Origin of the sequence: Micromonospora sp. DT178, assembly GCF_049841695.1 — a bacterium.
In the GTDB taxonomy this organism is placed as follows: Bacteria; Actinomycetota; Actinomycetes; order Mycobacteriales; family Micromonosporaceae; genus Micromonospora.
Window position 1 is genome coordinate 178974 of record NZ_JBNCKV010000004.1, and the last position, 24684, is coordinate 203657.

The following is a 24684-nucleotide window of genomic DNA, read 5'->3' on the forward strand; positions in this document are numbered from 1 at the left end:
GCCCAACGTAGCAAGACGGTCGCCCTCCGCGACACGGAGCGCGGAGGGCGACCGGGGTGCAGGGGTGAGGGTCACCGGGCGTCGGTGAGGCCGTACGCGCACCCGTCGCGGCTGCCACCGCCGGTCCGTGTGCCCATGCGCCGCAGCATCACCCTCGACGTGCACGATCCCGGGGTGCCAGGGTCAGGCGGCTACGCACCTCCGGCGGGCTGTCGAGGCGTACCTCGTACAGCCGTCCCTCGGCGTGCGCCGGCGTCTGGTCCCCGTAGTGCGGCGAGAGGGGATTGCCCGAGCTGCCGTGGCGGAGCACGTCGCGGATGCGCGTGCTGCCGGAGGGGCCGAACTCGACGACGAAGCGCCACGGCGCGCCCTCGACGACCCGGCCGTCGCGGTCGGGGTACATCAGACAGACGCTCTGTCCGCCGCCGCCGACCGGGGTCGGGGGCGACCCGTACAGCGAACGCAGCGTGTCCGACACCGCGGCCAGGGGATGCTGGTCCGCGATCCGGTTCGTCCTGCCGTAGCGCCAGCCGGTGGGGTCGTCGCCGAACCTGTCGGCGAGTCGACGCGCCGCCTCGGTGAGGGCGTCGGCGACGACGACCGGCAGTTCCTCCGTCTCGCCGAGCCGCCGGCGGGCGTCCGCGTCCATCACCAGGTGGTCCACCTGGAGGGTGGCATCGGTCATGGCGTCGGCGACGGCCGCACCGAGCCGGCTGGAGATCCAGCGCTCGGTCAACACCCGGGTCAGCGCCCCGAAGACCAGGGGTGCGGTCTGATCGGCGTCGTCCCTGCCGTCCCAGGCGGCCAACGACTGATGGCTGAACACGGCCGGCGGCGACTCCGGTGGATTCTCGTCGAGCGCCTTCAGCAGGGTGGGCAGGATGCGCCGTGCCCGACCGTTGCGCAGGTCCATCTGCCACGCGCCGAAGTCGTCCGGACGGGCCGTCGGCGTCGCCGTCAACAGCTCCTCGATCCGCTCGGCCCGGTACGGTCCGCCCCAGTCGCTGCCCAGGTGCGGGGCGACCCCGTCGGGCAGGATCTGGTGGTTGGCGCTGACCACGAAGCCCGCTCGCGGATCGACGACCTCCGGCAACTCGTCGAACGCCAGCGTGGCGCTCCAGCGACCGGCCACCTCGGCCGCGCCGGCCGGGGCGAGGCCCTCCTGACGGTCACGGCGGGGCACGATTCCGGCCGTCCGCAGCGCGACCACACCGTCGCGGGTCGCGACGACGAGGTTGAGCACGGGCACACCGAAACCCCGCAGGGTCTCGCGGAACGTCGGGTAGTCGCGCGCCCGCCACATGCGCTGGCAGCTCTCGGCCTCGGTGGACGGGTGAAGGCCGCTCCAGTAGAGCGCCACCGGGTCGACGTCCGCACCGGATGGGCCCGGCAGGTCGACGTATCCCGTCCCGCCCGCGGCGGTCACGGAGATTTCGGTCCCGCCGCGCACCCGGACGACGCTGGTCTGCGACCACCGTGGCTCTCCCGCCGGGTCCGTCCGCTCCCCCACGGCCAGGTCCTGGGTGTCGATGGTGGAGTTCGTCACCCCCCACGCGAGATCCGGGTTGGCGCCGATCACCAGTCCGGGCACGCCCGGCACCGTCACCCCGTACGCGCGTTCGCCGTCGAGATCCAGTCCCAGCTGGTACCAGAGGCTCGGCTGGGTGAACAAAATGTGCGGGTCGTTGGCCAGCGCGGCGAAGCCGGTGGCGGACCTGGTCCCGGACACCGCCCACGCGTTCGAACCGCTCCCCTGCCGGCCCGCGAAGAGGTCGCCGAGGTGGGCGGCGCCGGCCGCGGAGAGCAGCGCGGTGTCGCCGCGCCGTACCGCCGGCCCCGCCGGGGCGTCGGCCTCGATGGTGACGCTGCCGCCGGGTGGATACTTCGGCGCCAGGAAGCTGCGGACGAGGTCCGGTCGCTCCGCGAGCAGCCGGCTGCGGAAGACCTCCTGCTGCAGGTTGCGACCCAGGTGGAACCCGAGCTGCTTGACGATGGCCAGCGAGTCGCTGACCGACCACGGGCCCGGCCGGTACCTCACCAGATGAAAGTCGAGCGGGAGCTGCCCCCGGCGCCGCATCCGGCGCACCGCGGTGTCGACCCCGTGGGCGAAGGCCGCGAGGTTGGCCCGGGCAGGCGCTGAGAGCAGCGCCTCGCTCTGGCGGGCGGCCCGTTCGAAGGCGAGGGTACGGGCGAGGACGTCCGAACCGGCGGCGCGACCGCCGAACACCTCCGCCAGTCGTCCGGTCGCCCGCCGGCGCAGGACGTCCATCTGCCACAGCCGGTCGTACGCCATCGCGACCCCGACGCCCACGTAGAGATCACGCTCGTCGCCCGCTCGGATCCACGGGATGCCGCGTTCGTCGCGGTCGATGTCGACGGTCCCGTGCAGGGCCGCAATGGACAGTACCCGGGTTCGCCGGAGCGCCCGACTGCTCGGCCAGGCGGCCAGGCGCAGGATGCCCGCCGCGGCTCTCATGACGCCTTTTCGGTCTCCGGGAGTGTGTCATGGCGATTCAGGTCAGGGATGCGCCGGCCGACCAGCAGGTAGATCGCGACGCTCACCATCGCCAGGGCGCCGATGGCGAGGAACATGACCGGCCCGCCGAAGGAGGCGAGGACGAGGCTGCCGAGGAACGGTCCGGTGAACCCGCCGACCTGCGCGAAGGTCTGTGCGCCGAAGTAGGCTCCGCGCCGGTCCTCGGGCGCGATGCGGTCGACGAGCGCGAACTCCGACGGCACGATCAGGGTCTCGGCGACGGTGAACACCACCATCGCCACGATGTAGTGCCACATCTGCTCGGAGATCGCGAAGCCGGCCATCCCGACGAAGGTGAGGATCCCGCCGAGGGTGATGGCGTTCAGCGGGTTGTAGCGCTGCACGTAGCCGGCGGCGAAGAGCTGGAGGATGATCACCGCCACCGCGTTGGTGGTCATGACCGCGGCGAGCACCCGGGCGCTGTCGGCGAAGTCGATGACGAAGTTCTGGGCGAGCAGCACCGAGATCCTGCTGTGCACCGTCTCCAACAGGATCGCGCCGATGAGCAGCAGAAGCAGGCGGCGGTCCGACATCACCGCCCGGGCCGACTCGCCCAGTCCGCGGGCGATGGCGCCCGTGCTGCGGCCGAGCGTCGCCAGCCCGGTGTTCCCGATGGACGGTCGTGGCAGTTGCCGCGTGGCCGTCCAGAGCACGGCGAAGTAGACCAGGTACACGGCGGCGGCGGCGGGGAAGGAGATCCGGGCGCCGGTGAACCCGAGGGCCACGCCGATCAGCGGACCGACGGCGTAGCCGGCGTTGATCGCGAGGTACTGGTAGGAGAACCACTTCACCCGCAGCGCGACGGGGAGCAGGTCGCTGATGAGCACCTTCGCGACCGGACTGAAGGCACTGGTGGCGAACGCCATGGACGCGTTGAAGACGAACGCCGTCACGGCGTCGCGCGCGAAGAAGAACCCGACGAAGCTGCCGATCACCACCAACAGGCAGGAGAGCAGGACCCGGCGGCGTCCCACGATGTCGGAGAGCGCGCCGCCGAGGAACCCACCGGAGATGCCGAAGAGGACGGAGGAGCCGATGACCAGGCCGACCGTCGAGACGGACAGGCCGAGTTCGTTGCGGAGGAAGATGGCGAGGAAGGGAATCGTCACGCCGTTGGCCAGGCTCATCACGCCGGAGCCGCCGACGAGGATCCTGGCCAGTCGCGGTGGGCGGAACGCTGCGCTCGCAGCCGGCTCCCGGGTCAACTCGGGTTTCCTTCCGTCTTGTCCTGCTGGTGCTGGAATTCGATCATTGTCTCGGCGACGGTCGCCGCTCCGGGGTCACGCAGCATGCCCTCGTGGCTGCTGGCCACCACCGTCTCGGTCAGGTTCGGCAGCACCAGGTGCCAGCCCTCGGTGTGCCCGTCGTGGTCGTGGGACCTCTCCAGGCCCGCCACCAGCAGCAGTGCGGGCACGGCCAGGGCAGGCGCGGGCTCGGCCATGATCCGCCCCATCGTCCGGTAGTCCTCGAAGGCCTGGGCGAGTTCGCCGATCGTGGCCGCCAGCGCGGGCGCCGCGGTGGCGGCGGCCCAGCGCAGGAGTTCCGCGTCGGCCAACCCGGCCGCGGACTGCGGGGAGAGCTCACGCCACCGGCGGGTGTGCTCGGGAAACGCGAGGGCGACGTCGGAGAGGAAGGCGACCAGCCGGGTCCGGTGATCCTCGGAGAGGCGCTGGTGGAGACATCGTGGGCTCGGTGCGTCGAGCAGGGTGATGCTCCGCACCTGGCGGCCGGCCGCCCGCATCGCATGGGCGAGGTGCAGCGTCATCGCACCGCCCAGGGAATGTCCGACGAGGTGGACCCCGGGATCGGCGACGGGCAGCAGCTCGGTCAGGCAGGCCTGCGCGGCGACGGCGGAGGACGGCGTGCCGTCCCGCGCCCGGAGCAGGTCGCGGGTGTGCAGGGCGTAGAACGGGCGGCCCCGCACGTGCGTCGACAGCCGCGCCATCGAGGCTGCGATCCCGAAGACGCCGGGCAGCGCCACCACGGGCGCCCGGCCCGCGACGGGGTCCCCCAGCGGCAACAGGTCGACCGGGCGGCGGGACGCCACACCCTGTCCGGCCGGCCGGGCCCGACGGACCGCGCCCGCCACCGCTCGTACCGTCGGCGCCTTCAGGAAGTCGCGCAGCGGGACGACGACACCGAACCGTCGGCGTACGGCGGCCAGCAGGCGGGTCGCCAGCAGGGAGTTCCCGCCCTGCCGGAAGAAGTCGGTGTCTGCTTCGACCTCGGTGCCGGGCAGCAGCTCGGCCAGGATCGCCAGCAGGGACCGCGTGACGTCGTCGACGCCCGCGGGCACGTGTGGCGTCAGGACGGGGCCCGGGGCGGGCAGGGCCGCCCGGTCGAGTTTGCCGTTGGCGGTTCGCGGCAGCGCGTCGACGAGGACGAAGGCGGACGGAACGGCATACCCCGGGAGTCGACCCTCCATCCAGGAGCGAAGCTCCGCCGGACCGCTGCCACCGTCACCGACGACGTACGCCACCAGCCGCGTTCCCGTGCCGGGTGAGGTGTGCGGCACCACCGCGGCCTGCCGCACACCGGGCCGGGCGACCAGGGCGGCGTGCACCTCCCCCAGCTCCAGGCGGTAGCCGCGGATCTTGACCTGGTCGTCGTTGCGCCCGTGGTACTCGTACTCGCCGGACGGCGTCCGCCGGGCGAGGTCCCCGGAGCGGTATCCGCGTACGGGCCGGCCCTGCGCGTCGGTGACGGTGATGAACCGCTGCGCGGTGAGTTCCGGTTGCCCCAGGTAGCCGAGGGCCACGCCCGCGCCCGTGACGATGATCTGTCCGATCTCGCCGTCGGCGACCGGCTGGTCGTCCTCGTCCCACAACAGGAAGTCGAGGTCGGGAAGTGGGGCGCCGATCAGGCTGGTCGTGCCGGCGACGTCGGAGGCGAGGACCCGGCGGTACGACGCGTGGACGGTGGTCTCGGTGATCCCGTACATGTTGACCAGTTCGGGCCCGGCGTCGCCGTACTTGGCGACCCATGGCCGCAGATCTGCGAACCGGAGCGCCTCACCGCCGAAGACCACCCACCTCAGCGGCAGCCGGTCGTCGTACTCGTCCTCCTGGGCTGCCAGCGAACCGAAGGCGGTGGGCGTCTGGCTGAGCATCGTGACCCGCTCCGCCCGCAGCAGGTGCCGCAGGGCGACCGGGTCCCGCATGACCTCGGCCGCGACGACGACGACACACCCGCCGGTGAGCAGCGCCCCCCACATCTCCCACACCGAGAAGTCGAAGGCGAACGAGTGCGCCATGGTCCACACGTCTTCCGGCCCGAACCCGAACAGTGGCTGCGTGGTGCCGATCAGGCGCAGGACGTTGGCGTGGGAGACCTCGATTCCCTTGGGACGGCCGGTCGTGCCCGAGGTGTGGATGACGTAGGCCCGATCGGTGGGCGCGATCGGGCGGACCGGTGCGGCGGGCGGGTCCGGCTGCTCCCCGCCGCCGTCCGAGGCGTCGAGCAGGACAGCCGCGACCGTCGCGGGCAGGGAGCCGGCCAGCGTACCCGTGGTGATCACCAGGGACGGCGCCGCGGCACCGACGATCATGCCGGTACGGACGGCGGGCGCCTCCGGGTCGAGCGGCAGGTACGCGGCACCCGTGCGGAGCACCGCCAGCGCCGCCACGATCATCCGCGTCGAGCGCGGCAGCAGCACGCCGACCGGCTGGCCGGGCGGCGCGACCGTCGCGATCCGGCCGGCCAGGGCCCGGGAGGCGGTGGCCAGCTCCCGGTACGTCAGGGCCTGCCGGTCGCAGCGGACGGCGACCCGGTCGGGGTGCCGACCGGCGACCTCGTCGAAGGCCGCGACCAGGTTGCCGGCGGTGACCGTCGCGGTGGCGGTCCGGCCGAGCGCCGGTGTGGACACCTCGCGGCGTCCGGCGAGCCGCCGACGCAGCCGTAGCGCGCGGTCGGTCGAGGTCATGAGCAGTTCTCCCCAGGTCTCGGATCGCCGGTTCTCACAGGGCGAGCACCAGCGGGACGATCAGCCCTGCCGCTTCGACCCGCGACACGTACGTGCCCCAGTGCGGGGAGTCGATGAGCGTCGCCGTTACGCGGTGGTCGATCTCCAGGGACTGGCCGCTCACCTCCCGCCAGATCTCCCCGAGCGTCCCGCGGTCCTCGTCGTCGGCGAGCGTCGCCTCCTCCACCGGCCGGTCCGGGCTGGCGAGGAAGAACCTCAGCAGCCGGTCGGCCGCCCCGGCCAGCCGGTCGATGGCCTGCGGGGTGAACAGCGACCGGTCGTACTCGATGGTCAGCCCGATCCGGTCCTCGTCGGTGAAGTGCAGCAACAGGTCGAAGCGACTCGTCTGCGCGCCCAGCTGGGTCACGGTCGTGTCCAGGCCCGGCAACGCGGCGGCACCGCGCATCGACCGGGCGACGGAGACCACGACCTGGACCAGGGGGCTGACTCCGGGTCGACGGGGTGCTCCCACGAGGTCCACGATCTTCTGCAACGGCAGGCTCTGGTGGTCCAGGGCGTTCAGGGCGCTGTCCCGGACCGCCGCGACGACGGCCCGCGCGCTGTGCTCCGGGTCGACCTGGTAGCGGAACGGCACGGTGTTGGCGAAGAAGCCGACGAGGTCCTTCGTCTCCGCCGGGTGCCGACCGGCGACGGCCGCACCGATCACCACATCCGACTGCTGGGCGAGCTTGGCCATCAGCACCGCGCTGACGGCGTGCACGACCATGAAGAGGGTCACGTGGTGTTGCTGCGCGAACGCCCTCACCCCGGCGGAGAAGGTCTCGTCCCACTCCCGGCGGTGCTGGCCCGCGGCCCGCGCACGGTCCTCGGTCCGCTCCAGGTCGGTCGCGAGGGCGAGTTCCCCGTCGTAACCCTTCAGGTAGGACCGCCAGAAGTCGCCCTCGCGTCGGGCCGGCGCCGATTCGAGGTAGCTCTGCTGCCAGCGGGAGTAGTCACCGTACTGGATCGGGAGCGGGGCCGGGTCCGCCTCCCGTCCCGCCCGGTGAGCCGCGTACGACTCCGCGATCTCCCGCAGGATCACCTCGTTGGACCAGCCGTCGGTGACCACGTGGTGGCTCGTCCATTCGAGCACGTGGTCCCGGTCGGAGAAGCGGTAGAGGGTGGCCTCGGTCAGCACGCCACCGAGGTCGATGCGCCGCGTCGCCCGCTGCCGGACGTACTCCAGCATCGCCTCGGTGTCCCCCTGCGCGATGACCGCGTCAGTGGCCTGCCGTACCCGCAGGCGCGGCTTCGCATCGGGGTCCACGACCAGCAACGGCACGCCGTCGCGTTCGACGATCCGGCTGGACAACACCTCGTGCCGCGCGACGAGCCGGTCGACGGCCGCCCGCAGCGCCGTCACGTCGAGGTCACCGTGGAGATGCAGGAGGTAACCGTCGGTGTAGGCGCCGTCGGAGTCGAGCTGGTCGAGGTACCAGAGGCTCGACTGTGCCATGGACAGCGGGAACTCCCGCAGGCCGGCGGGCCTCGCCGGGATCGGCACCTCCGCCTCCCGGTCGTCCGTCAGCGCTGCCTCGACCCGGGCGGCGAAACCCCGCAGCGTCGGGTTCTCGAACAGCTCCCGGATCGGCAGGCGCACCCCGAGGCGGTCCCCCAACCGGGCGAGGACCTGCGTCGCGTGCAGGGAGTGGCCGCCCAGGTCGAAGAAGCTGACCTGGGGCCCGGGCCGGCGACCGGACAGCACGGAGGCCCAGATCTCGGCGACGGCCTCCTCCGTCGGGGTCATCGGGGCGGAGTTCTCCCCGGTCGGTTCGTCGACCGGGGACAGGGCTGTCGCCGCCAGCGACCGGGTGTCGACCTTGCCGTGGCTCGTACGCGGCAATTCATCGAGGCGGACGAGGAAGTCCGGGATGGCGTTGCGTGGCAGGACCTGGCTGAGCCCGGCGCGAACCTCCTCGGGCCGCAGGTCCCGGCGGACCAGGGAGCCCTCGGCCGAACCGCCGGCGCCGCCGGAGACCACCTCCGGTACGAAGAATCCGGCGAGTTGCTTGCCGCCGTCGTCGGACCGCCGGACGATCACCACGCTCTCCTGGACGCCCTCGACACCGGCGAGGGCGCGGCTGACCTCGTCCAGTTCGACCCGGTTCCCTCTGATCTTGAGCTGGTTGTCGATCCGGCCGAGGAACTCCAGCGAGCCGTCCGCCAGCCGGCGGCCCCGGTCACCGGTGCGGTACATGATGGCGTCCCCGTCGACGGCGAACGGGTCGCCGACGAAGACCGCGGCGGTCCGGTCGGGGTCGTTGACGTAGCCGCCGCCGACGCAGATGCCGCCGGCGTACAGCTCTCCCGGCGTGCCGGTGGGCACCGGCTCCCGGGTGCCGTCCAACACGTACAGGGCGGTGTTGCGCGCCGGCCGTCCGAGGGGGACGGAGGCGTCCCGCTCGTCGACGTCCGCCGCGACGAGGTGGTGCAGGACGTCGTCGGACGTCTCGGTCGCCCCCCACATGTTCAGCAGCCCCACGTCGGGGAGCAGCCGGCGGAACGCGTTGGCGGACTGCGGGGTCAGCGTCTCCGCCTGCGAGGCGACCCAGCGCAGGCGGAACGGGGCGAACGCGTCGACGCCGTAGAACGCGAGTTCGGCGCACATGATGTTGAGCACGGACGGCGTCACCTCCAGCACGGTGACCCCGTCCTCGGCCACGGCCCGCAGCAGCGACGCCGCGTCCTGACCGATCTCGTCCGGGTAGATCACGGTCGTGGCGCCGACGGCGAGTGGTGCGAGGAGCTGCCAGACGGAGATGTCGAAGGTGGCGGCGGCGTCCTGGGCCAGCCGGTCGCCGGGCCGCAGGTCCAGCTGCTGGATCTTGGCGTCGATGTGGTTGAGCATGCCGTCGTGCCGGATCAGGGCGCCCTTGGGGTCGCCCGTGGATCCCGAGGTGAAGAGGATGTACGCGCTGTCCCGACCGCCCGGTGCGGGGCCGAGCGCGACCGGGGTGCCGGCAGCGGCGGCGAGGACGTCGGCCAGATCGACCAGCTCGAGGTCAGGAATCGCGGCCAAGGCGGCGCGGTGCGCCTCGTCGCACACCACAAGCCTCGCCTCCGCCCGCCCGACCATGCGGGCGACGCGTGCGGCCGGGCCCTGCGGCAGCGGCAGGTACACCGCGCCGAGACGGAGGATGGCGAGGGTGACGACGAGGTAGTCGATGTTCCGGCCGCTCGCCAGGCCGACCACGGTGCCGTGCCCCACCCGCCGTGCACGCAGCCATCCGGCCACCCGCTCGACGTGTGCGGCGAGCTCCCGGTAGGTGATCTCGCGGCCGCGGCAGACGGCGGCCACCTCGTCGGGGAACGTCCGCACCGAACGGGCCATCCGTTCGAGGAAGCCCGTCGCCGTCGCCGGCTCGACCGGCCCGCGTGAGATCGCCAGCAACTCCCGGTACCGCTGCTCACCGAGCAGCGCGACCTGCGTCGGCTCGTCGTCCGGCTGGTCGACGACGCTCGTCAGCGCCCGCAGGAAGATGTCCGCCACCTCGTGGAGCTGGTCCTCCGAGATCCGCTCCATGTTCGCTTCGAGGTCGAGCGTGAGCAGTCGACTGAACGGATCCTTGTTGAACTCGGCCCGCAGGGTGAAGTTCGTCTGGATGTAGCCGAAGCCGTCCACCACCTCGATGCCCGTGGCGTGGGCGAGCCGTTCATAGCCGTGGAAGTGGGTGTAGTTGAACATGATGTCGGTCAGCTCGGACACGCCGGCGAGGCGGAGCATCTCGGCGTGCGGGAAGCGCCGCACCGGCAGCAGCTCCCGCTCCTTGTCGCTGGTCGCCGCGATCAGGTCGCGCCAGGTGCGACCCCGCGGCCGGAACCGGAAGGGTACGAGGTTGAGGTGCAGGCCGATGACCTCGGTGCCGCCCTCCTCCTCGACCCGCCCGTTGGCGGCCACGCCGAGCACGACGTCGTCGCGTCCCGTGAGCACCATCACCACCCGGGCCTGGACGGCCATCACCACGTGTTTGACCGACACCCCGCAGGCGGCGGCGAGCTGGTGCAGGCGGTCGGAGAGTTCCGCCGGAAGGTCCACGCTGAGGAAGCCCATCCGTCCCTCGTGGACGTCCCCGGAGCCCCGGGCCAGGCGGGGCAGCAGGCTCGGCTCGACGTCGGCCAGTTCCTGTCGCCAGAACTCCCGGACCGCCTCGTCGCGGAGCACGGCCTGTTCCTTGGCGATGAAGTCGGCGTACCGGCGCACGGGCAGGGCACGGTCGTGCGACGCGATGCCCTGCAGGTCCTGCCAGTAGTCGACGAGGAGCTCCGCGAGCAGTGAGGTCTCGCTCCACCCGTCGAACATCGTGTCGTGGAAGCTCATGGAGAACATGAACTCGTCCGGACCGAGCAGGTGCGCCGTGAACCGGACCAGCGGCGGCCGCGCCCAGTCGTACGGGTTGCTCATCTCCCGACGTCGCCAGGCCTCGAACTCGGCCAGCTGCCGGTCCTCGTCGAACCGGCTCAGGTCCGCCACGTTCAGCGGGGTTCGGGCCTGCGCGTGGACGACCTGGAGCGGTTGCGAGAAGCCGGACAGGTGGAACGACGTCCGCAGGATCTCGTGGCGCTCGGTCACCCGCGCGAGCGCGCGGCTCATGGCATCGTGGTCGAACCTGACGCGCAACCGGAACATGAAGATGTCGCAGTACATGTTGACGCCTTCGGCGTACGCGCTGTGGAACAGCACGCCGGCCTGGAGGGTGGCCACCGGGTAGGCGTCCACCGTGCCGGCCGGCAGGAGCGCCCGGTCCGCCGGGTCGATGAGGCTGAACGGCTCGACCGGCGGGTCGACCGACTCGTCCGTGGTGACCGCGTACGCGGCCAGCGCACGCGGCGTCTTCAGCTCGTAGATGTCCGCCAGGTCCAGCGTCATCCCGCGGTTCGCCGCCGCCGCACGCAGCTGCACCGCGATGATGGAGTCCCCGCCGACGCCGAAGAAGGAGTCGTCGGGTCCCACCCCCTCGGCGCCGAGCACCTCCTCGAACAGGGCGCAGATCGCCCGCTCCACCGTCGCCGTCGAAGCGTCGGCGACCGCCTCCGTGGCCATCGGCGCCCGGAGCTGGTTCGCCGCGGTCGGTGCGGGCAGGAGCGTGAAGTCGACCTTCCCGTTGGCGTTGAGAGGAATCTCCGGCACCGGGACGACGAACGCCGGCAGCATGTACGACGGCAGGCTCGCCCGCAGCAGTTCCGGGATCTCCCCCAGCTCGCAGCCGGGGTCGTGGGTCACGTACGCGACGATCTGCGTGCGGTTGCTGCCGGTGCCCGACGCCGCCGGCTGCCCGGCCCGGACGAGACTGCGCACCGAGGAGATCCGCCCGGACACCGCTTCCTGCTTCACCACCGGATTGCGCTGCGGCCGCGCCCGGCGGACGGTCACCGCGACCTGCCCGACGCCGGGTACCGCGGTCAGCGCCGCGTGGATCTCCCCGAGCTCGACCCGGTGCCCACGGATCTTGACCTGGTCGTCGGCCCGCCCCAGGTACTCGTACTCCCCGGCGGGAGTCAGGCGCGCGAGGTCACCGGACCGGTATGCCCGCACGGGCCTGCCGTCGACGGTCAGGTCGAGAAACCGCTCAGCGGTCGATCCGGGCTGGCCCAGGTATCCGGTGGCCACCCCTGGTCCGGTCACGACGATCTCACCGGTCCCGCCCGGGGCCACCGGCCGGCCCTGCTCGTCCCAGAGCAGGAAACCGAGGTCCGACAGCGGACGCCCGATGAGGCTGGCCGTGCTCGTCAGGTCGGCCGCCAGGACCCTGCGGTACGAGGAGTGGACCGTCGTCTCCGTGATGCCGTACATGTTGACCAGCTGCGGCTGCTGGTCGCCGTACCTGCCCACCCAGGGCCGGAGGTCACCGAAGCGCAGCGCCTCACCGCCGAAGACCACCCACTTCAGCGGCAGCCTGTCGGGCTGGGAGACCTCGTGCGCGGCCAGGCTGTTGAAGGCGGTGGGCGTCTGGCTGAGCATCGTCACCTGTTCGTCGGCGAGCAACGCCCGGAAGGCCACCGGGTCCCGTGCGACGTCCTGTGCCACGACGACCAGCCGGCCGCCGGACAGCAGCGCCCCCCACATCTCCCAGACGGAGAAGTCGAAGGCGAACGAGTGGAACATCGTCCAGACGTCCCCGGCGCCGAAGCCGAACTGCGGCTGGGTGACCCGGATCAGGCGCAGCACGTTGCCGTGGCTGACCTCCACGCCCTTCGGCCGTCCGGTGGTGCCCGAGGTGTAGATCACGTAGGCGCGGGTGTCCCACGCCGCGGGGCACCGCCCGTCGGTGTCGTCGCTCCGGTCCTCCGCGACCTCCTGCGGCCCCATCACCGGGGTGTCCGGCGACAGCAGCTCCGCCAGCTCGGGAGTCGTCAGCACCACCGAGGGCGTCGCGTCCGCCACGATCATCCTCAGCCGGGCGGCGGGAGTGGAGGGATCGACCGGCACGTACGCCGCGCCCACCCGCAGCACGGCCAGGCTCGCGACCACCATGTCCACCGAGCGCGGCAGGAGCAGCAGCACCGGACGCGACGGGTCGTCGACCCGCGCCCTGATCGCCGCGGCGAGAGCCGTCGACCGGGCGGCCACCTCGGCGTACGACATCCGCCGGTCTCCGCAGCACACCGCGATGCTGTCCGGGTGACGTCGGACGACCTCGTCGAACGACTCCACCAGATTACCGACGGCAACATCGGAAGCAGTCATCATTTCCGCCTTAGCTGAGTCGAACCGGGTCGTGAGCGAGTGGTGTGGACGGCCGTCGGACCAACCGGGCGAGATTCTCGGAGAACCGCCGACACACCTCGGCTGCCGCCTCCGCGGACACGAGGTGGCGTTGATGGACGAGGCGGAACGCGAGTCCGCCCGCGTCGAGGGCGCCGTAGAGGCTCGTCGCGAAGGCGGCGTCCACGGGCGGCATGTCGTACGCCTCGACGTCGTGGGACCCGATCCGCCGCCGCCGGCGGATCCAGGGCACGGACAGTCCCACGTCGCTGCCGTGCACCGGCTGCTGGAGCGTCAGCGTCGCCTGGAAGAGCGGATTCTGGCCGTGCCGATCCGCGGCGAGTGCCCGGACCAGGTCGCTGAAGGGGACGTCCGCGGTCGACAGTGCCGCCCGGAGTTCCCGCCACAGGCGTTGCTCGAGCGCCGACGGATCGGGCCGGTCGGTCAGGTCACCGAGGATGGGCACCATGTTGACCAGGTAGCCGACGGTGCCGGCGAAGCGCTGGTCGGTGCGTCCGTGATGCGGCGCGCCGATCACGATTCGCGGCTCGCCGGTCACCTCGTGCAGGGCTGCTGCGTAGGCGGCCAGCAGGGAGACGAAGGGGGTGAAGCCGCGCCGCGCCGCGTGCCGGTGGAGCGTCCGTACGACGTCCGGGTCGACCTCGAAGTCGATCCAGCCGGCCCGGTGCCGGTCCGGGTCCGGTCGTCGTCGGGGAGACCGGGCTGACGCGGGTCGTTCCGGAAAGAGGACGAGGTCACGCAGTGGCCGCCACTTCTCCGCCAGGGCCGTGACCCGGTCGCGCCAGTCGGGATCGAGCCGCGCCTGCTGCTGAAGCCGGGCCCAGTCGGTGGCGTCCGCCGCGCCCGGTCCCGCCGTGACCGGCGGGGCGTCGCCGCCCGTGATCCGGGGCAGGATCTCGGCGAGCAGGAGCTGAAGCGACCAGTGGTCGACGACCGCGTGATGACACGCCACGAGGAGCACCGTGCCGTCTGGCGGGTACGCCACCCCGGCCCGCACCAACGGGCCCTGCACCAGGTCGAAGGGGCGGTGGGCCCGCTCGTGCAGGTAGGCCCGTACCGCCTCGTCGGGGCCGTCCGGGAAGACCCGGCACTCCCAGTCGACCGTGCCCTGGTCGTGAACGGTCTGGACGCCGGAGCCGAGCGGTCCGAGCGTCGTGCGCAGCGCGGGGTGCCGGGCGACGGCCGTGTCGATCGCGGCACGCAGCAGTTCCTCCTCGACGCGGCCGGAGACGCGCAGGGCGATCGCCAGGTTGTTCGCCCGGTTGCCGCGGGACACCTCGTCGTAGAAGTGCAGCTCGACCTGGCCGGCCGAGGCGGGGCTCACCGCGCCGGTCCGCGCCGGCAGCGGTACGGCGGCCGGGCCGGGATCCGCGGCGGCGGCGACCAGCTCGGCCACCGACCGGTCGCCGAAGAACAGCTCGGTGTCCAGGGTGCCGTCCACCAGCCGCTCGACCGCCGCCTTGAGTTCGATCAGTCGCAGCGAACCGAGTCCCAGCGCCGCCAGCGGCAGCGACGGGTCCCACTCGGAGCCTTCGAGGTTCGCGTACCGCCGGACGAGCTGTTCCACGGCGGTGGACCGGTCGCCGGGGTGGGTGTCGGCGGCGGCCCGCTGGGGTGCCGTGGACGGGACCGCCGGCACGACGAGCTTGAGGCGTCCGCCGACGAACTGCTCCCTGGTGGCACGCCGGCGGATCTTCCCGCTGGAGGTCTTCGGTATCGCGCCGGGCATGACGACGACCACGTCGTCGAGGTCCAGCCCGCACTCGGTGGCCACCCGGCGCCGCAGCCCGCCGGTCAACGACGTGAGCAGCGCGGGGTCCGCGCGCAGCCGCGCCAGCCCACTGCGGGAGGCCTCGACCACCAGCGCCACCCGCTGATCACCGGTCTCCGGTTGGAACGCCGCGGCACCGCCCCGGCGCAGGTGCTCGTCGCCCGCGGTGGCGACCGTCTCGATGTCGTGCGGGTGGTAGTTGCGGCCCGCTCGGATGATCAGATCCTTCTGGCGCCCCGCGACGTAGAGCTCGCCGTCGTACATCGCGCCGAGGTCCCCGGTACGCAGGAATGCCCCCGGCCGGCCGCCGACGGTGGCGGCGAACGTCGCGGCGGAGTCGGACCTGCCCCAGTACCCGGCGGCCACCCCGCCGGAACTCACGCAGATCTCGCCGACCTCGCCCGCGACGCAGGGCTCGCCGTCCGCGCGGCGCACGGCGACCGTCGTGCCCGGTGGCGGGGTGCCGCAGGAGACCAGCGTGACCGCATCCGTCCCTGCTGCTCCGGTCGCCCCGGTCAGCCGGCCCGTTTCGAGAGCGTGCCGATCGAAGGTGCCGGCGCGGTAGCCGGTCGACGCCTCGGGGCCGCTGACGAAGAGCGTCGCCTCCGCCAGGCCGTAACACGGATAGAACGCTCGGCGGTCGAACCCGAGCGGCGCGTACGCGGTGGAGAACGCGTCCATCGTCCGCCTGTCCACCGGCTCCGCGCCGTTGAAGGCGATCCGCCACGAGCTGAGGTCGATCCCGTCGAGCAGCCCGGCGTCGAAGCGGTCCGCCAGGAGCTGGTAGGCGAAGTTGGGTCCACCGGAGAGGGTCGCCTTGAACCGGGACACCTCCGCCGGCCACCGCAGCGGATCCCGGACGAACGCGAACGTGTCGAGCAGGATCGCCGGTATGCCCACGAACAGCGGCAGCAACGTGGTGCCGATGAGGCCCATGTCGTGGTACATCGGCAGCCAGCTGAGCACCACGTCGTCGGTGTTGATCCCGAAGCCGGCAGCGATGGCCCGGTGGTTGTCGGTGAGGTTGCCGTGGCCGACCATGACCCCCTTGGGATCGCCCGTCGATCCGGAGGTGTACTGGAGGAAGGCGAGGTCGCCCGGCCCCGGCCGGTGGGGTCCGACCGGAGCGGCCTGCGCCCGTACCGACTCGATCGGGTGCACCGCCGGTCCGTCCGGCTCGGCCGCCAGCCCCGACAGCGGTTCGACCAGCTTCGCGGTGGTCAGCGCGTGGGTGGCTCCGCAGTCGCGCACGACGGTGGTGACGCGGTCGAGGCGCGTGTTGGGGCCCGGCGGGTAGAGGGGCACCGCGACCACGTTGGCGTAGAGGCAGCCGAGGAAGGCGGTGACGTAGTCGAGGCCGGGTGGGAAGAGCAGCAGCGCCCGGTCGCCCGGTTCGGCGATCGACCGCAGGTGACCGGCCACGGTACGAGCGCCCTCGTCGAGCTGCCCGTACGTGGTGCTGGTCGCCGCCCCGGCACTGTCGACGAAGGTCAGCGCGTGGTCGTCCGCCCGGGTGTCCGCCCAGGCCGACAGGGCCGCGATGAGCGAGGTGTGCGTCATGGTCGTCTCTCAGTGGGCCGGGGCCAGGGACGTTTCGTCGCTGAAGGCTTCCGGGCGGTCCTCGTCGACCAGCAGCCGGACCTGGTCCACGGCGGTGTGGATCCGGCGGATGACCTCCGCTCTGCTGGGGCCCGTGGCGATGACGTGCCCCAGGCGGTCGTAGGCGTTTCGTGGTGGTCGCACGGACGCGCCGGGGGACGCCGTCACGGTCACCTGTTCGACGCCGTCGAGGCGCTCGATCTCCGCCCCGCCCGCGGTGCCCCGCAGCGTCCCGGGTCGGGAAGCCACCAGGAACTCGATCGCGGCGTACCCGTGGGTGGCCGAGGAGAGCCGGGTCGGCGCTCCGACGGCCGCGGCCAGCTGCGCGGCGAGCAGGTCGGAGCCGGTGGCGAGGCGGTAGAGCTCGGGGATCATCCCGCCGGCCGGGCGGGGATTGATCTCGATGATGGCCGGGCCGGACGGCGTGAGGCGTACCTCGGTGTGGGTCGCCCCGTGTGACATCCCGACCGTGGCGAGCGCCCGCAGGACGGCATCCACCATCTCGGTCGCCTGATCCGCCGGCAGGTCCGCGGGGAAGACGTGACCGAGCTCCACGAAGTGCGGCCCGCCGGTCACCCGCTTCTCGGTGATCCCGAGACAGCGGTTCCCGGCGCTCTCGCCGAACACCTCGACGCTGAACTCGGCACCCCGCACGTACTCCTCGACCAGTGCGCAGCGGGCGGTCGGCATGCCCCGGACGTTGACGCGCATGCCCAGGACCGTCTCCACGTGCGCGGTCGCCTCCTCGACGGTGGCGCAGAGCAGCACGGCGTTGGATCCGGAGTCGTCCGCGGGCTTCACCACGCACGGCAGCCCGACCTCGCTCACGGCGGCGGCGGCCCGTGCCGGGTCCGTCACCGCCACGAAGCGGGGTTGCCGGATCCCGCTGTCCCGCAGGGCCTTTCGCAGCAGGGCCTTGTTCCGACAGGCGGCCACGGCTGCCGGCGGGTTGCCCGGCAGTCCCAGCCAGCCGGCCAGCTCGGCGGCGAGCACGGTGTAGAAGTCGCTCGTCGTCGTCACCCCGGCGAGCTGTTCACGACGGAACCTGCCCTGAATGAGCGAGCGCAGGGCCGGCAGGTCGTGCGTCTCGCAGACGAGGACCTCGCAGTCGGTGTCGACGAGCCCCGGGTAGCGGTCGGGACGGTCGGTGAGCAGTACCGGACGCAGCCCCATGCGTCGCGCGACGCTCAGGGCGAGCACGCCGGTGCCGCTCGTGTTCGCCTCCAGGAACAACAGGTATCGCTCGTCGTTCGTACGCGGGACGTCGTCCGTCCGCGACCAGCTCACGGCGACCTCGCCGGGGCTGATCGGGTGCGGCCGGTCCGCCGCGTCCATCTCGTGGAGGCGGTCGGCGGCCCATCCGTCGTCGTAGACGGTCTGCGCGTACCGGTCGCCGCGATCGGGGAAGATGCCGACGATCCTGGTCCCCGGCTCCGCCCGGCGAGCCACGTCCTTCAACACCTGGTAGACCGATCCCGACGTGTTGCCGCCGAAGATCTGCTGCTCGCGGGCCAGGTCACGGGTGGCGCCGAACGCCTCCCGGTCGTTGAGCCAGTGCACCTCGTCGATCTGGCGACGGTCCAGGTTGGCGGGCTCGAGGCTGTTGCCGAGCCCGCCCTGCAGCCTGTTGGGCGCGTCCGGCTGACCGAACAGCACGCTGCCCACGCAGTCCACCCCCACCACTCGCAGCTCGGGCAGCGCGCGTCGCAGCGCACGGGCCGAGCCGCACAGCGATCCACCGGTGCCGACCGCCCCGACCAGGACGTCGAAGGAGGTGAGATCCCCCAGCAGCTCGCCGGCCAGGGAGCGGTACGCACCCGGGTTGTCCGGATTCCGGTACTGCTCGGGAAAGAACGCACCCGGCAGGCCTCCGAGGAGCTCGTGCAGCCGTTCGAGGCGGGCACCCTGCCAGCCCTGGCTGGACATCCGGTCGACGACGTGCACCTGGCAGCCCAGGGCGCGCAGCTTGGCGAGCGTCACGGGGTCGATCCGGGGATCGGTGACGACGTGCACCGGATGGCCCAGGGCGGTGCCGACGAGGGCGACTCCCAGCGCCATCGTGCCGGAGGAACTCTCGACGATCGGCGCGCCCGGTTTGAGCACGCCCAGCCGCCTGGCCTCCAGGATCACGTGGCGGGCGACCCGGTCCTTCATCGCGAAGAGGTTCTGGAGTTCGAGTTTGGCGTACACCTGCACGCGCGGGTCGACATCCATCCGCAGCCTGATCAACGGCGTGTGCCCGATGGCGTCGATGACGTTCTGGAAGATCACGCGCCGGCCCCCGGTCGTCCGTAGGTGCCGACGTCGTTCGCGCCCACCCGGGCTGCTCCGCTCAGGATCGTCATTCTTCCCCGATTCGACGCTTATCGACGCCCGAGCAGCGCCCGAGCGGAACCTCGCCGTTCACGACGGTCGTCCCACTGCTGCCGGAGGACCCGGAAATCGTCCGCCTGGCTGGCGAGAAGGTCGGCCAACGCTTCGGGATTGACCGAACCCGTCGACCGCTTTCCACGAATTGCGCTCTCGATGTCGAAGGCGTTGGCGAGCACGCGTGCGGCGTCGGAGACCTGGTATCCGTGCCGGCCGGCGACCTCGGCCAACAGCCCGGGGTCCCCGGGGTGGGGCGGGATGTCGGCGGAGATGGCGGCGGCGATGTACTGCCCGACGACGATCTGGGCGTCGCGCCAGGGGATTCCGTCGTTGAGGGTCAGGTCGTTCGCCAGTGCGAACGCGCCCAGATACTCCCGCCGGCAGGCTTCCCGCATCCGGTCGGATCGGAAACGCAGGTTGTCGATGACGGTCGAGAAGAGCCGCAGAGCGGTCCGCGTGGTGGAGACGGAGACGTGGAGGTTCGCGGTCGCCTCCTTGGACACCTCCACCATGTTGGAATAGGGCGTCGAGCGTTGGGCGAGGACGATGTCCACACCGAAGGCGCCGAGATGCGCCAGCTTTCCGCGGATCCGCTCCAGGATCGGGAAGTTCTTCTTCTGCGGCATCGCCGCCGAGATGCCGGAAAGCTCGTCGGGCAGGTCGATGAAGGCGTACTCGTTGCTGCCCCAGGTCATGAGGTCGGTGACGAAGCGGCTCAGTTCGGCACCCAGGATGGAGAATTCCGCCATCATCTCCAAGGCCAATGACCGGGACGCCACCGCGGTCAGGGCGTGCGGAACCGGGCCCGCGAAGCCGAGCAGGTGCGCCATGCGGTGACGGTCCCAGGGCAGTTGCTGACCCGCCATCGATCCCGCGCCGAGCGGCGAAAGGTCGTTGCTGTCATAGGTGGCGAGCCAGCGGCGCAGGTTGTGCAGGATCTGCTGGGAGAGGGCGGCCAGGTAGAAGCCGGGAGTGATCACCTGGGCTGCCTGGAGATGGGTGTATCCCGGCATCAGCAGATCGGTCGTACCGCTGGCGAGTCGATGGACGGCCTCACCGAGGCCCAGCAGGTCCTCCGCCGCCCCGCCGAACCACTCGCGTGCCGCGAGAGCGTGTGCGGTCGCCTGAGAGTCGTTACGACTGCGGTCGACGTGCCAGGCCGGGACCGGCTCAATCAACTGACGATGCACCCATTGCTCGATGGCCATCGACGTGTCGGACATGTTGGTGGAGGGGTCGGCGCTGAGCGTGGATTCGTCGATCCCGCCAAGGATGTCCGCGATGTCTCGTCGCTGGTCGCCGGTGATGACCCCCATCCGCTCGTATTCGAACAGGAGAGCCACTTCCACAGCGAGGTAGTGAGGAAGTAGGTGAGCCATGTCGAAGATGAACTGCGGCCGGAGGATCTCGTCATGCACCTGGCGGGACGGGCCGCTGGACAACCGTCCTGACATGAGGGTGGAGCCCTCGGGAACGAGCTGCAACTGAAGACCCCCGTTACGAAAGTTGCGCGGCCGGACTGCAACCAGAATCCGCGCCTCGCGGCGCGTGGCATCGCCTGCGGATCAGACCGCCTCGAATGAAGGACGGTCAGCTGAGGGAGGTACGACGACTTATGACAAAGGCGCGATCGGCAGCGCGGGACGAATTCGACGTCTGCCGTCAGCAGACATCCAATCAACTCCCCCGTGGAGCGACTACAAAATCGTGCAAACAACGGAGCATGAAACAACAGTTTGCGCCAATACCCGGTCTTCGATGGGGCGAGCGTAGCCGCGCACCCCGCGCCAGGCAAGGTACTGCATTCGCGCGCTATGTCTGGTACAGGTCGTATTTGCTCAACCCGGTATCCGGCCCCGAAGTACCCGCCTTGGCACCCTGACGACGATGGGAGCTTCTCCCCCGGCCGGGGCCGCTCCCGGCTATTGATACTGCTGGCAGGGCTGACGGCCCGGACGGACGGATGCCTTTGGCGCCTCGAAACTCGGAACGCGTATGGGGATTCAGACCAGCGGGAGTTAATCCGGACCCATCGTCGGCCGGCACGCGACAGCGCCTGTCTGCATTTGGCCTTCAAGCGGAATTCCAGGTTCCGTCGATGACGCCTGACCGAAAGCAGCCTAGCGACTACCGACCGTGCGGGCGTCACGGCATTGCGACCTCCCGGACGGCGACGACCTCCCCGCACCCGGACAGACCGACGGCGGGCAATGCCGTGTCGTTGGTGGACACACTCAAGGGGTCGGTGAGGACGGCCGGCAGCCACTCCAGCGCCGCGGCGACTGAGCCGACAAGTCACGCCCGCCCGACGGCAGATCCGGCTACGGATGTCGAGATGGTCGGGCAATATCGGTTCGGGGGCGGCTGCCCCCCGCCAGGGCAGCTGGGAGGAGGACGCGATGCAGGCCATCCAGAAGGTCCGCCATCGGCGGGCCGACGTCGACGGACTGGAGGTGTTCTTCCGCGAGGCCGGGCGCCCCGGCCAGCCGGCGGTACTGCTGCTGCACGGATTCCCCAGCTCGTCGCACACATTCCGCACGATCATGCCCACACTCGCCGACGTGGCGCACGTGATCGCACCCGATCTGCCCGGCTTCGGCATGTCCTCGTCGCCAACTGTCGGCGACTACGACTACACGTTCGAGAACCTCTCGTGGACGATCGAGACCCTCCTCGACCAGCTCGGGATCGAGCGCTTCTTCGTCTACCTGCACGACTTCGGCGCGCCGGTGGGATACCACCTGGCCACCCGGGCCCCGGCTCGCATCCGCGGTCTGGTCGTCCAGAGTGGCAACGCGCACGAGGACGGCCTCGGCGAGCAGTGGGACAGCGCCCGGGCCTACTGGGCCGATCCGACCGACGAGAAGCGCGCCGAACTGCCGGACTGGTTGAACTTCGCCGGCACCCGCGACCAGTACCTGGCCGGGCTGCCCGAACGTCTGCGCACCCTGCACGCTCCCGAGTCGTGGCACCTCGACTGGGAGCGCATGAGTCGACCCGGCAACGTCGACGCGCAGTTCGCGCTGTTCACCGACTACGCCAACCACGTCGCCCGCTTCGATGAGCTCGCCGGATACCACCGCGCCCACCAGCCGCCAGCGCTCGTGCTGTGGGGACGGCACGACGCGTACTTCGACGTGGACGAGGTCCTCGCCTACCACCGCGTCCTCGATCGCATGGACGCGCACATCTACGACGGCGGGCACCTCTTGCTGGAGACGCACGCAGCGGAGTGCGCAGATCTCATGCGGGCGTTCGTGCTCGACAACGCGTGAGCCGATCCATCCATGGACGCGACGTTGCTTGAAGCGTAACCATGCTGTTACGCTTCAAGCGTGGACGAGGTAGCGGCCGCGATCGCCGATCCGGTTCGGCGGGAGATCCTGCAGATGTTGCGCGACGAACCGCTCTCGGCCGGCCAGATCGCCGACCGGTTCGTGATCAGCCGGCCGGCCGTCAGCCGTCACCTGCGCGTGTTACGCGAGGCCGGCCTGGTGCGCGACACGGCCGACGGACGCAGGCGTGTCTACACCCTGGTCACCGCGCCGCTCGACGAGCTGGCCGGGTGGCTGGGACGGCTGATGCGCCCGTCCGGCTGGCAGCACCGCCTCGACGCGCTGGAGACCGAGGTCTACCGCGCCCGCCGCGAGCGGCAGACAGCCGCCGGGCGGCACCCGTCCCAGAAGGAGACCGCATGAGCCCGACACCCACCGGCCGACTGATCGGCGACGACCTCGTGCTGACCCGCACATTCCGCGCTCCCGTGGCTGACGTCTGGGCCAGCCTCACCGATCCGGCGCGCACGGCACGCTGGTTCGGCCCGTGGCAGGGCGACGCCGGGCCGGGACGCACCATCAAGGTCCAGATGGCGTACGAGGAGGGCGAGCCCTGGATGGACATGACCATCGACGTGTGCGAGCCGCCGCGCCGGCTGGCGGTTTCCGCGGTGGACGAGCACGGTGGCTGGCATCTGGACATGGTGCTGGTCGAAAGTGCGGGCGTGACCGAGCTCCGGTTCACGCAGCACCTGACCGGCACGGAGGGCGTCGGCGAGGTCGGACCGGGCTGGGAGTACTACCTGGACGCGTTGACAGCCTCGCGCGACGGCCAGCCGGCGCCGGACTTCGACGACTACTACCCCGCGATGAAGGAGCACTTCGAAGCGCAGCGATAGAGACGCTTGTCGGGTGCGTTCGCCGGCACAGTCAGCGGTCAGTGGCAGATCCGGAGGCGTCGGATCGTCACGGGCCGTGCGGGCGCCCGGTAGGTTTGCCCGCATGCCACCGATCCCCACGCCGCTGCTACCCGAAACCCGACGTGCGCTGGTCCACCGGCTGGCCACTGGTCAGGTAGCGGGCCGGGCGCCTTCGGTCGTCGCTGCCGTGGTGCGTGATGGCTGTCCTGTGTGGGTGGACGGGCGGGGAACGGTCGACGGCAGGGTGCCGGATGGCAACCTCCAGTACCGGATCGGCTCGATCACCAAGACTTTCCTGGCGGTGCTGGTGCTGCGCCTGCGCGACGAGGGACGACTCGCGCTCACCGACCCGCTGGCCGAGCACCTGCCCGGCACGGTGGCGGGCCAGGCCACGGTCGGTGCCCTGCTGGCGCACACCGCCGGGCTGATCGCTGACGCGCCCGGCCCGTGGTGGGAACGGACCCCGGGCGCGCTGCGACCCGACCTGGCCGACGTGCTGGGCAGCGATCCGCAGGTGCATCCGGCCGGACAGCGCCAGCACTACTCCAACCCCGGCTATGCGCTGCTCGGCGCGCTGGTGCAGCGGGTTCGGGGTCAGGCGTGGGGCGAGGTGCTGCGGCGCGAGGTGCTGGAGCCGCTCGCGATGACCCGCACCACCCTGCTGCCGGTCGCGCCGCATGCCACGGGCTGGGCGGTGCATCCCTGGGCCGATGTGCTCCTTGCAGAGCCCGCCGTGGACACCGGCCTGATGGCGCCTGCCGGGCAGCTGTGGTCGACCGTGACGGACCTGGCCAGGTTCGCCGCGTTCCTGATCGACGGCGACGACCGGGTGTTGCATCCGGACACCGTCGCGCAGATGCGCGACCCGGCGAGCCCGCCGGAGGCGACCGGCTGGGACAGCGGCTACGGGCTCGGCATGCAGCTGCTGCGCCGCGACGGCCGACTGTTGGCCGGGCACACCGGCTCGATGCCCGGCTTTGTTGCGACCGTGTGGGTCAGCCCCGATGACGCTCTGGGCGCGGTCGTCATGGGTAACGTGACCGCCGGCCTGTCCGCCGGCGCTCTCGCCGCTGATCTGCTGCAGACGGTCGCCGAGCGGGAGCCGCGGATCCCTGCGCCGTGGCGACCGCTGCCCTCGATCGACCCGCAGCTACTGGATCTCGCCGGCCCGTGGTACTGGGGGCCGGCCCCTTATGTGCTGCGCCCGCAGGCTGACGGCTTCGTGGAGTTGGCCCCGCTGTCCGGCGGGCGCGGCACCCGGCTGCGCCCCACCGGCGACGGCGGCTGGGTGGGAATCAACGGCTACTTCGCCGGCGAACGGCTACGGGTGCAACGCGACGCGGCTGGCGCCGTCAGCCACCTCGATCTTGGCACCTTCGTCTTCACCCGGCAGCCCTACGACCCTGCGGCGCCGGTGCCCGGCGGTACCGACCCGGACGGTTGGCGGGCCGGCTGACCTCACGAACGCGCTGACCGGGCCAGCTGGGGACGAGCCCGCGGCTGTCCCGGTCAGTGCGGCGTACCGGCA

11 protein-coding genes are annotated in these 24684 nt (G+C 71.5%); 4 read left to right on the plus strand and 7 right to left on the minus strand.

The genetic code is table 11. The features are described from left to right. Positions 1-148: 148 nt before the first annotated feature. The 7 genes from ACLQ22_RS09555 to ACLQ22_RS09585 all read right to left on the minus strand — a co-directional run bounded on the left by ACLQ22_RS09555 (position 149) and on the right by ACLQ22_RS09585 (position 20379). Entirely contained in the window at positions 149-2476 is a 2328-nt protein-coding gene (locus ACLQ22_RS09555; protein ID WP_425691943.1) for a penicillin acylase family protein, read from the minus strand. Further along, complete coding sequence (locus ACLQ22_RS09560) at positions 2473-3741, minus strand: MFS transporter (RefSeq protein ID WP_425691944.1); 1269 nt, start codon at positions 3739-3741, stop codon at positions 2473-2475. The genes ACLQ22_RS09555 and ACLQ22_RS09560 overlap by 4 nt, the downstream gene beginning before the upstream one ends. Next, the gene (locus ACLQ22_RS09565) at positions 3738-6458 is read right to left on the minus strand and encodes an amino acid adenylation domain-containing protein (RefSeq protein WP_425691945.1); all 2721 of its coding nucleotides are present in this window, start codon (positions 6456-6458) and stop codon (positions 3738-3740) included. The genes ACLQ22_RS09560 and ACLQ22_RS09565 overlap by 4 nt, the downstream gene beginning before the upstream one ends. A gap of 34 nt (positions 6459-6492) precedes the next feature. Continuing rightward, positions 6493-13182, minus strand: a complete 6690-nt coding sequence (locus tag ACLQ22_RS09570; protein WP_425691946.1) for an amino acid adenylation domain-containing protein — start codon at positions 13180-13182, stop codon at positions 6493-6495. Between the two features lie 10 nt (positions 13183-13192). Continuing rightward, positions 13193-16552: an AMP-binding protein gene (locus ACLQ22_RS09575; RefSeq protein ID WP_425691947.1), complete on the minus strand. Its 3360-nt coding sequence runs from the start codon at positions 16550-16552 to the stop codon at positions 13193-13195. 9 nt (positions 16553-16561) lie between these two features. Then, on the minus strand, positions 16562-18862 hold the full coding sequence (locus ACLQ22_RS09580; RefSeq protein ID WP_425691948.1) for a pyridoxal-phosphate dependent enzyme: 2301 nt from the start codon (positions 18860-18862) through the stop codon (positions 16562-16564). 92 nt (positions 18863-18954) lie between these two features. Continuing rightward, positions 18955-20379: an argininosuccinate lyase gene (locus ACLQ22_RS09585; protein WP_425691949.1), complete on the minus strand. Its 1425-nt coding sequence runs from the start codon at positions 20377-20379 to the stop codon at positions 18955-18957. A gap of 981 nt (positions 20380-21360) precedes the next feature. Here ACLQ22_RS09585 and ACLQ22_RS09590 point away from each other — a divergent pair. The 4 genes from ACLQ22_RS09590 (at position 21361) to ACLQ22_RS09605 (ending at position 24612) form a co-directional block, all read left to right on the plus strand. Continuing rightward, positions 21361-22236 carry an alpha/beta fold hydrolase gene (locus tag ACLQ22_RS09590; protein WP_425691950.1) on the plus strand — a complete coding sequence of 292 codons (876 nt, stop codon included), beginning with the start codon at positions 21361-21363 and terminating at the stop codon, positions 22234-22236. Between the two features lie 60 nt (positions 22237-22296). Continuing rightward, positions 22297-22659, plus strand: coding sequence for a metalloregulator ArsR/SmtB family transcription factor (locus ACLQ22_RS09595; protein WP_425691951.1), 363 nt, complete (start codon positions 22297-22299; stop codon positions 22657-22659). Beyond that, positions 22656-23135, plus strand: a complete 480-nt coding sequence (locus ACLQ22_RS09600; protein ID WP_425691952.1) for an SRPBCC family protein — start codon at positions 22656-22658, stop codon at positions 23133-23135. The genes ACLQ22_RS09595 and ACLQ22_RS09600 overlap by 4 nt, the downstream gene beginning before the upstream one ends. 103 nt (positions 23136-23238) lie before the next feature. Beyond that, positions 23239-24612: a serine hydrolase domain-containing protein gene (locus ACLQ22_RS09605; protein ID WP_425691953.1), complete on the plus strand. Its 1374-nt coding sequence runs from the start codon at positions 23239-23241 to the stop codon at positions 24610-24612. The last annotated feature ends 72 nt before the right edge of the window (positions 24613-24684 follow it).